General features: G+C 36.9%; 6 protein-coding genes and 3 pseudogenes. 2 read left to right on the top strand and 7 right to left on the bottom strand.

Translation table 11 applies throughout. From position 1 onward, the window contains the following. Positions 1-51: 51 nt before the first annotated feature. The 4 genes and pseudogenes from JN080_RS27880 to JN080_RS27865 form a co-directional block, all read right to left on the bottom strand. Positions 52-1350: an MFS transporter gene (locus tag JN080_RS27880; RefSeq protein ID WP_256239204.1), complete on the bottom strand. Its 1299-nt coding sequence runs from the start codon at positions 1348-1350 to the stop codon at positions 52-54. A 113-nt stretch (positions 1351-1463) separates the two neighbouring features. Continuing rightward, positions 1464-1672: pseudogene (locus JN080_RS27875) on the bottom strand (PLP-dependent aminotransferase family protein); the annotation flags it as partial. A 176-nt stretch (positions 1673-1848) separates the two neighbouring features. After that, complete coding sequence (locus JN080_RS27870) at positions 1849-2028, bottom strand: hypothetical protein (protein WP_256239203.1); 180 nt, start codon at positions 2026-2028, stop codon at positions 1849-1851. Between the two features lie 470 nt (positions 2029-2498). After that, positions 2499-2739: pseudogene (locus JN080_RS27865) on the bottom strand ((2Fe-2S)-binding protein); the annotation flags it as partial. 685 nt (positions 2740-3424) lie between these two features. On the opposite strand from JN080_RS27865, the gene JN080_RS27860 reads away from it, so the two are divergent. Beyond that, complete coding sequence (locus JN080_RS27860) at positions 3425-4051, top strand: LysR family transcriptional regulator substrate-binding protein (RefSeq protein ID WP_256239202.1); 627 nt, start codon at positions 3425-3427, stop codon at positions 4049-4051. A 45-nt stretch (positions 4052-4096) separates the two neighbouring features. Here JN080_RS27860 and JN080_RS27855 read toward each other — a convergent pair whose 3' ends face one another. The 3 genes and pseudogenes from JN080_RS27855 to JN080_RS27845 form a co-directional block, all read right to left on the bottom strand. Further along, on the bottom strand, positions 4097-4243 hold the full coding sequence (locus JN080_RS27855; protein WP_256239201.1) for a hypothetical protein: 147 nt from the start codon (positions 4241-4243) through the stop codon (positions 4097-4099). 465 nt (positions 4244-4708) lie between these two features. Further along, a complete protein-coding gene (locus JN080_RS27850; RefSeq protein ID WP_256239200.1) occupies positions 4709-4906 on the bottom strand; it encodes a DinB family protein in 198 nt (65 codons plus the stop codon). Between the two features lie 297 nt (positions 4907-5203). After that, a pseudogene (locus JN080_RS27845) lies at positions 5204-5472 on the bottom strand (HU family DNA-binding protein). 479 nt (positions 5473-5951) lie between these two features. On the opposite strand from JN080_RS27845, the gene JN080_RS27840 reads away from it, so the two are divergent. Then, positions 5952-7127, top strand: a complete 1176-nt coding sequence (locus JN080_RS27840) for an ElyC/SanA/YdcF family protein (RefSeq protein WP_256239199.1) — start codon at positions 5952-5954, stop codon at positions 7125-7127. The last annotated feature ends 431 nt before the right edge of the window (positions 7128-7558 follow it).

The following is a 7558-nucleotide window of genomic DNA, read 5'->3' as shown; positions in this document are numbered from 1 at the left end:
AGTTCCACAAATATTTCCCCCAAAAATATTGTTTTCGTAAAACAATCTGGGTTATTTTTTACCACCACGAGACCATATCACCACTGGAATTAGTAATAAGGACAAAATCCCTCCAACAATTGATAATGTTGAATAACTTGAACCTGCCACAATCATTCCCGACAAGGCTCCACCAGCAGCTCCTGACAACGCAATTAAAACATCCACTGTTCCTTGAGTTTTAGCCCGTGTGGAGGTTTCAGTTGAATCAATAATAAGTGCTGTCCCACTTATCAAACCAAAATTCCATCCTAATCCAAGCAAAGAAAGAGCAATTACCATAAGAACCATAGAATCTCCTGGTGCAAATGCTGCTATTAAACCTGCCAGAAGCAGTGTAGTTCCAGAAGCAATAGCCATCGCAGTACGCCCCAACTTATCAACAAGGACACCCGTAACCAGTGAAGGGAGATACATGGCACCTATATGAAATCCAATAACAAGACCTACTGCACCCAAGCCATGTCCATGATGCATCATATGAACAGGTGTCATTGTCATAATAGCTACCATTACCATTTGAGTAAGAACCATGCTCAATGCACCAACGGTTATTCCTCTTTTGTTTTCTGTATGTTCTGTTGTTGCCAATTGTCCTTTATTATTAGATTCTTGGTTGGTCGCTTGTATTGTTCTTGCTATAACTAATGGATCTGGGCGAAGCATGATGAACAGGACAACACCTGCTAAGATATAGGCTGCTGCTCCTAAAATGAAAGGACCTGCAAGTGATGGAACACCGATCGAAAGAGCGAAATTCCCCATCACATTCACTAAATTGGGACCTGCAACTGCACCAAATGTCGTAAAAACCATCGCAATACTAACGGCTTTCGCTCGCTGTTTACTACTTGCTAAGTCCGTACCTGCATAACGAGCTTGTAAATTTGTTGCTGACCCAGCACCATAAACAAGTAGTGAAGGGAATAATAGGATAACACTATTTAATAACGCTGCAATTATGACACCTATCGCCCCAAGTCCACCAAGCATAAAACCAGCTGTCAGACCTGTACGCCGTCCATAACGTTGAGATAGTCTCCCAACCAATAAAGCTGCTCCTGCTGACCCTAAAGTAAGTAAAGCGGAAGGAACTCCAGCGAACGCATCTGTACCGAGCATTTGCTGTGCAAGAAGTGCACCAACAGTAACTCCTGCTGCTAACCCTGCACCACCAAAAATTTGTGAAATACTGACAATGAATAATGTACGCTTATATAACGATTTTTGTTTTTCTGAAGAATTAATGTAGCTTTGTAACCTAGCTGATTGAGAGTCTAACGCTTTTACACTATCTTTTTGTAACACAATCTAACCTACCTTTCTAGAAAGCTAATTCTTTTGCTATATTCCTCGAACCAGATTTGAATCATTGTAACACACAAAAAGGGCCATACAATATCATAATTGTATGGCGAACAATATTATGTAAGATCGTTTAGCAAACGTTTAAGTATAATCAATCCTTGCTCAAGCTCTTCGAGCGTTTTTGGTGCACATACAGAAACCCTTACAGCCCGCTCTGGACAACTATTTCCAACTACAAAACGTTCAGCCGCATACACTTGCACCCCTACGTTTCAAATTCAGCACCTGTAATATTGCCTGGTAATAGCAACCAACGGAAGATTCCACGCCTTGGTACGGTTAGTGAGCTTATGAGTGAGAAGCGCATTGATAACGTAAATTCCGATAAACATTGAAATATTGAAAAAGAAAAATGGAAAAGGACAGTTTCCCATACGGGTTAAACCTTAACCCAATGAGAAACTATCCTTTTTATTAAGAAAAACTGTCACCAAATGCACCTCAACCGGATACCCTTTCGGTATTAGATTTCCGGTTTAAATAGCCTGTTTCTAAACCCAACTCCATATTCATTAATAATCCCATCGTTTCCAAATCAGCCTTTGTTACTACTGGATCATTTACAGACCAATCGATCGTATAAACAAAGTAGTATTGATTGATACGCCTGAAAATAACCATTGAATTCGGAAACCTATCGAATTTAGCCTTTATTCCATTTCTCCTCGTAAATTTCCAGTCTAATAAACTCAATGAACTTCACCAACTATTATTTATTAAAAAAACAAAACTCTTATCCAATCTGGACCCTTTTTAACGGATTGGTGCAAATTACCGCTAATGTAAACTATTATTGTATCCCACATTTTGTTAATTATTTATTTTTTAATCGGGGTGGTAAGTATGAAGTTTTTTCACCAGTTTCCAAAAAAAGTATGGTAATCCTTTGGACATTTTTAAAACCACCGTTACCGGAAGATAAGGTAAATTTCCATAAACTAAATAATCACCCTTTCCAAAAACAAAAAGCTGAATACATTATCTCGTTTATCTACCTGTGTAATTATCATTTTCATTCGTGTCGTAATACCGATTTTATTGCTTTTTCAATCTCCTGCATAGCCCGTGCACCGGAAAATATTTGGTTATAGTCCGCATTGAAAGGCAAAATCTTCAACAAATGCCTTTTGAATGGGGGTATCCTTTAAACCTCGATCGTGGTAATTTTTTTCCTTCTGCTTCCACAGCAAGCATAAGTCATGACTTCATCGGCCAGACATCCACATTAACCGTACATGCACCGCAATCTCCGTTCAAACACCCCGGCTTTGCTCCAGTCAAACCTAACTTCCCTCTTACTACAAATAAAAGGGTGTCCGCCGAACGAACCACAGTGGTATAATTCTCTTCATTTACTTACAGATTGATTGTATGGGATTTCAAGCACAAGCCCTGGAGATACACATTGATTTGTTTTTGTAGGTCAAAATAAACCTGGTGTTATATTAACACTGTACTTCAATGTGGGGGGATATATTTTGAGAAAATTTATTCGCTTATTTTCAGCTTTAATTTCTTTATTAAATTAAGGCGGCATTCTTAATGGACAACCTCAACCGCCGATTAAATTCTTTAATCGACTCTTTACTGTTAAAAATGCCTTCAATTTTAAGAATGCAAACTGTCGCATAAGCATTAAGTACCCCGAATAATTATCTATTTCCACATTGCTTTAAAAAGGCGGACACAGTTTTGTGTTTGCCTTTTTAACATGTCCCGTTTGGTATTTAACGATAAAAGCAGTATAGTCCTCTAATGTCGGACTATACTGCTGATCATTCAATCGAACCCAAAGACAGGAACAAGAGTGGATATGCCATTTCAACAAAGATAGAAAATGATGTCTGAATAGGTGGTAGTTGTGTTATCTTACCTGGAGTCACAATTGGGAATACTGTGATTAATATAGGCTTTTTCCTATCTACACAAGATGGATAATATCTTTGAGAAATTATATCTTCGACGAGTCGAACGTATCTTTACTGAATTGGAGGAAGCAAACAGTGAATTAAACGACATGATCGGTCTTGAAAATGGGGTTGTTCATTTGGGCACGACCACCACACGCTTGTTACCGAATTTTATCAGCGCGTTTCTAACACAATACCCTCATGTCAATATTCGGCTATTACAAGTCCCATCAAAGGGGGTGCAACATCACCTTGAAAATGGAGAAATTGATTTTTGTATCTTCTCACCACCACTCCATCAACCTGGAATTTGCTGCAATCCCTTGTTAACAGAAGATATTTACCTGGCCGTTCCTGCCAAACATCCTTTCGCAAATCGTGACCAAATCGATCTCAGTGATGTTGCAAACGATAAGTTCATCAGTCTTACAGCAGACTATGTTTTCCGTGACTTAACTATTGAATTTTGTAATCGATCCGGTTTCACCCCCAACATTGCGTTTGAATGTAACGACGCTGAGGTTATCTTCGACATGGTGAAATTAGGATTGGGAACCGCCTTTATTCCTGCCCATTGGTGGAAAGAAAACAATATCAATTCACCGGTAAAATTGAAGATTAAAGAACCTGTCTGCCAGAGAGTGATTGGGTTGACTTGGGTGGAAACACGATACTTATCAACTGTTGCAAAAACATTTCGCACGTTTGCAACTGATTATTTTGACTCGTGGTGAGGTGCACCCTTCGATTCTGGTGTAAAAAATCTAAACAATTTGCAATTAATCCATAGATCTTGGACAGCTTAATCCAATTTCGGAAAGAATTTTACAGCCTTTCATGTTTTTGAAAGCCTCTCTTGCTTCTTCTTCTGTCTCAAATTCAAACATGGGAATGTTTGCATCTAAATAAAGAGTTATGATCCACATAAAAAGTCCCCTTAATTTAAAAATTAATTTTTTTGTAGAGACTGACACACGTCTATAAATTTATTGAAGTTAACAAAGGCTATAATTTATTGTTAGGAAAGGCTAGTTTTTTTGAGTGAAATAGATTATATCCGTTTTCCCCAAGAGAGGTATATGAACGCCTTGGGATGGAACCATATAAAGGGCATTTTGAAAAGCCTGTCGATTGGATATGGCAATGGGAATGGAAGTACCTCTTTCCAGGTTGGATGAATTTAAGAATGAAAAAGACAGAGAAGAGGAGGATAAATTCCTTATGATTGAACAGGCTCAATACATAGATGTCTACTTTACGTGAAGAAGCATTAAAGATGCATAAGGAGAATAAAGGGAAGCTTGGTGTTCATTCTAAGGTTCCACTCCCCCTTTGTTCAATTTGGTCATCTATTGATCTCAAGTAAAAATTATTGCAGCTTTTCATACTTTCTAAGGATTGTCCTCCGATAAAACAGCTTTCAATCGGTGGATATGTACTGGTTCCGCATCTGAAACATGGATGATAATTTCCCTGATGCTCCAGCTTTTTTCAGGTGGTTTAAACAGTAATTGCTCTTCTGTAAGTCCTTCAAGTTCTTTACGAATCTTCGAGTATCCTTGTTTGTATTGTTCAATTAGTTGTTCCATTCAAAATCACTCCCTTGCCAATTATTATATCAGACTTAGTATGTCAGCTTTTCAACGCCAAGGTGAATCCTTTGTGATTGCTGAACGGAAAATGAATTTTTCACATAAATATTCAATTCGTGTTCAATGAGAGTACATTCTGCCAGAACAAGTAAAAATGTAGTAAAATTATTAAAATCAATGTATAAATTTGTTCAAACAGACCTGTTCAGAATATGGTTGATAGCCTTCCTACTTAGCCAATAATAAAGGACCCTAAGGAATGTTCCCTAGAGCCGTTTATAGAGATGCGAACTATTATTTAACAGCTTCCTTTAATTCCTTGCCTGGCTTAAAAGCTGGAATTTTTGAAGCTTGGATCTGAATTTCCTCTCCTGTTTGTGGGTTACGACCGGTTCGAGCTGCACGTTCACGTACTTCAAATGTTCCAAATCCAATTAACTGGATTTTTTCTTCCTTTGCAAGATTTAGATGGTTTCAAATAATGGATCCACAGCTGCTGTGGCATCTTTCTTTGTTAGTTCTGCTTGTGTGGCAACAGCATTTACTAATTCCGTCTTATTCATATTCAAGTCTCCCCTTTAATTGGCTTTCTTGTAATTATTATCCGTATGTGCAAAAAAGCCCTTTTTATCCACTAACTTTAATATGGCGTTAAATCTTTTTTATTCAATTAATGCGCCCTTTAGCTTAATAAGCTCAACTTTTTTCTGCAATTTAAACTAATTTTACCTCTATTCCTTTTAATTGATTTTTCCGATTTCTATTTGAAACAAATAACCCAATTATTAGATCATGTACAGCAATTGGTATACCTAACATTAAAATTTGAAAAATTAAATCTCCAGTATACATTATCATTTTCTATTTCCTTTATATGCACATATTTGTTCTATATTATATATCTACTTCAACATTTGAAAAGTAGTATTTACACAAAGTTTATTAAATTTTATAAAAAAATCGCCTAGAGTTTATTAAATATTTACAAAGAAAAATTATATTTAAACTGTTGAAAATATATTTAAAGGAAGGATAATTGCACATGAAACAGACAAAACCTTTACTATTTTTAACAACCAGCGCAACTGTTGGACTGTTGTTATTGAGTGCTATACCACCTAATGAATTTTATGTTCATGCAGCAACAAAAGCAAATCCTAATGCTGCTTTTCAAGTAAATCATTCAAATAACGGAAATAGATATGGTAATCTTACTATTCAATTTTCACCTCTTCTCCCGGCTCCAGCTCCAAAAGCTGACGGTAGAGGCGCTGCTATTGAACATTTACAACCCGAATATGCTAAATCTTATGAAAATGATCCTTATTTACATGACCATGTGATCGAATATCGATCTTGGGGATGGAATGCAATGTACACAGAATTAGATCAAAAAGCAAAGGAAAATCCTGATAATTTGAATACATACCGCCTACAGGCAGACGCTTATCTTGTAAATAGTAATTTTCCTGAATCACTTTCACAGCTGGATCAGGTATTACGGCGGAATCCTTATGATATTCAAGCTTTAGCCGTTACCTCCATGATTCAAAGGTTTGAAGGAAACAAGGAAGATGAAAATGCACGCTTAAAAGTATTGCAGCGTGTATCCCCACATGCTGCAAAAGATATGAAAAATTTATTCCATTTTGTTGAAGAAAATATGTATGCAGATTATGGTAATGAACCACAAACAAATATGGTTCCAGATGCTATTGCTGTTTTTGGTCAATCACCAAATTCTAATGGCACTCCTTCTTCTGGTATGTTAACTCGTTTAACAAAAGCGAAAGAAATGGCTGATAGATTCCCAAATGCTAAAATTGTTTTAAGTGGTGGTGCTGTTAAGACTCCTTATGCTGAAGCCAATGTTATGCGTGATTGGTTAGTTGGACAAGGTGTTGATCCTAATCGTATACTTATTGATGATCAAGCACGTGATACCTATGGTAATGCAATAGGTATGGTATCTATTTTTGAACAAAATGATTTGCATAATATTATAGCTGTAGCAACTGTTCAACATCTACCTCGTGCTGTAACAACATTAAAAGCATATGCAAATCGAGTAGGATATCCTATCAAAGTTGATTCAGCTGGTGGTGGTGAAAAGCCTGATCCAGCCAGTCAAGTTAGTGAACGTAAATATACTTATGTAACTGCGGCTCGTGCAGCTGGACTTTATGAATTAAATGACTTTGCAAAATACGAAAAATAATAAAAGGCTAATACTCTAATATCTAGAACGAAAAAGGACTGTATATTCATTATAAGTTTAATTGTGAAGTCCAATACAGTAAATCGGTAGATGAAGACGGTAATCAGTTCTTGCTAAAACAGATAAAGTGTTAAGCAGATTCAACCCAATAATGAATCTGCTTTTTATTTTCTTCTTTTGCTAACCTGCCACGTTAACTTAAGTTCAATCCTACACAATCTATAAATAGAAGCACATAACCACATTACTTTAGTCAGGGCAGAACTGAGCACCCGTATTAGCCCTTGACATAAAAAAAACTGCTCAAAGGAGCAGGTTTTTCCATAAAGTCACTCTTCTGTTTGGTTCCGATTTTCACCTGAGTTGTCTGCCGAACCATCTCCTCCCACAGAATGCTACTGTTTGGTATTTGGTTTTACTATTTCGGCTCC

This window comes from Bacillus sp. EB600 (assembly GCF_024494385.1).
Lineage (GTDB): Bacteria > Bacillota > Bacilli > Bacillales > Cytobacillaceae > JAEVLT01.
Note: the sequence above shows the minus strand (reverse complement) of the source record. Positions and strands in the feature narration are given on the sequence as shown.

Bases quoted from the DNA above. Each gene is read 5' to 3' on its own strand.
- JN080_RS27870 (WP_256239203.1), bottom strand. From the start codon at position 2,028: ATGGTTATTTTCAGGCGTATCAATCAATACTACTTTGTTTATACGATC.
- JN080_RS27860 (WP_256239202.1), top strand. From the start codon at position 3,425: ATGATCGGTCTTGAAAATGGGGTTGTTCATTTGGGCACGACCACCACA.
- JN080_RS27855 (WP_256239201.1), bottom strand. From the start codon at position 4,243: ATGTGGATCATAACTCTTTATTTAGATGCAAACATTCCCATGTTTGAA.
- JN080_RS27850 (WP_256239200.1), bottom strand. From the start codon at position 4,906: ATGGAACAACTAATTGAACAATACAAACAAGGATACTCGAAGATTCGT.
- JN080_RS27840 (WP_256239199.1), top strand. From the start codon at position 5,952: ATGAAACAGACAAAACCTTTACTATTTTTAACAACCAGCGCAACTGTT.